Here is a 1,920-nt window from a genome sequence, read left to right on the forward strand (position 1 = left end):
TTCCGACCTGATCTGCATGACGGACGGCTTGTTTCACTCGGCTTATAAGGGCATCCCTATCACTCGCATTAAATTCTGCATCAATCAAAGGGAGAGATATTCCCGAACCAACAACCCGCTCTTCATTGACAGAATCCACATAATTGAGTTTGAGGTGATTCGGATACTCTTACCGGGAATTTGGATTACACATCATACAAAAATTACCCACGCCTTTGAGCAGTCTCTATTTAAGCCGCAATGATTGCAAATCCATTCACATCAAACAGATCCGGACGCTTCTTCCTTAAAAGTGCCTGCTAATAGGGAAGGGCAAGAATTGTGCTATTCATAGAATAGGCAAAGAAATCCCGTCACCATTTATTTAAGGCCCGGAAAGGTTGTTGAATATATCACATGCACCCTCCTGGCCGATGACCTGGCCAGCCGCATCCTAAACAAAAAAAGTAAGATTACGAATGCTTGCATTGAATTTTCGGATGTGATATCCCTTGCACGGGATAAATTCTCCCTAGCCAGTTCAACCAGATTTCTGACAATACCAATACGCCAATCCTGATTATCCAGAGACAGAGTTTCCCAAATCATCTCAAAGGGGATTTTTCTGTTCCATTGTTAATCCCAAAATGTGTCTCGAATCGCACCCTTTTCATTATCCATGATAGCATGTGATACCTTCTGTATGTCCGATGTTTCATACAGAGGATTTGTCAGAACGTTTCTTCTAATACCCCCCTCATTTGTCTCATACACTCTTATCCCGTCGGTTTGCAGTATTAAGGCATCATAGCCGCTCTGTTCAGTAAAAGAATCGAGCAATGGTCGGAAGAACTCCTCCGGACGAATTGTTACATCAGTATATCCAAGATAATCTCCCTGTTTAGAGAAAATTGGATAACTAATGGAGATACTATAAAACCCTTCTTCCAGATAGAATACGTTACTAATGACTGGTTCCTGTCTCTCATTCGCAAATTATGTTCCCTGATATCAGCAAGTTCACTAGTAATCTCACTCCGTATCATCCCGTGAGCCGAATACATCTCCGGCTGAGGTGTAAAAATTTTGACTAAGAGGGGAGAATGGTGCATTCTCATCTGCACTAGATCCAATCTGAATCAGAAGTGCATGGAGGACGTGGAGAACCCAGCTTTTCATCGATATCCATAATTTAGATTTTAGATAAAAAAAATTCTATCCTGACAGAGCCTGACTGATAGTACTAATTTAGACTATAGGGATTACAAGGTTATCAAAACAACTTAAAATCCTGGAGATAGAATCTGGACAAAATTTTATTTAGCTTTATTGTAGATTTACTATAACTGGAACCTCTATGCATAGGTTTTTTATTCTCTGTTTCCTGCTGAATTGTATCCTGGTTGCTGATGGAGACGTGATTACAATAATACTTGATCCCTCTGAAATAACAGGTGAAATTAAACCCCTTCTGGGTGTAAATGCGGGTCCTTCACCAATTGGAGATCATCAAAACCCTATTCTTACCAATCAATATCATTCTATTGGAATACGCTCAATACGAAATCATGACATATATCGTGCTCATTCAATGTCTAGTATCTACTCGGACAGGAACTGTAACCCAGAAATAAGAACCTGCTATAACTTTTCCATGAGTGACGCTTCATTTGCCACAATTATCGAGGGAGGTTTTGAACCATATTTTAGGATAGGAGATGGATATGATATGGTTAATCCTCCAGACCCTCAAGAATATGAAAATTGGTCAGATGCAGCGATGAAGGTAATAAGTCATTACCGGGAAGGACTCTGGGATGGTTTTTCATCAGGAATTAGATATGTTGAAATCTGGAATGAACCAGATAATACGCATTTCTGGCCGAAACCACACAAAAGAGAAGATTTTTTTCAACTATATTCTATAACCGCAAAAAAAAT

Annotated in this window: 1 protein-coding gene and 1 pseudogene; one reads left to right on the plus strand and one right to left on the minus strand. The window is 39.7% G+C overall.

The window, feature by feature from the left end; translation table 11 throughout:
* Positions 1-615: 615 nt before the first annotated feature.
* A pseudogene (locus PLA23_RS13880) lies at positions 616-957 on the minus strand (cache domain-containing protein); the annotation flags it as partial.
* A 379-nt stretch (positions 958-1,336) separates the two neighbouring features.
* On the opposite strand from PLA23_RS13880, the gene PLA23_RS13000 reads away from it, so the two are divergent.
* Positions 1,337-1,920: GH39 family glycosyl hydrolase (locus PLA23_RS13000; RefSeq protein WP_324475467.1), on the plus strand; the 584-nt coding region annotated here is incomplete at its 3' end.

It is taken from the genome of Methanospirillum sp. (genome assembly GCF_035406105.1).
In the GTDB taxonomy this organism is placed as follows: Archaea; Halobacteriota; Methanomicrobia; order Methanomicrobiales; family Methanospirillaceae; genus Methanospirillum.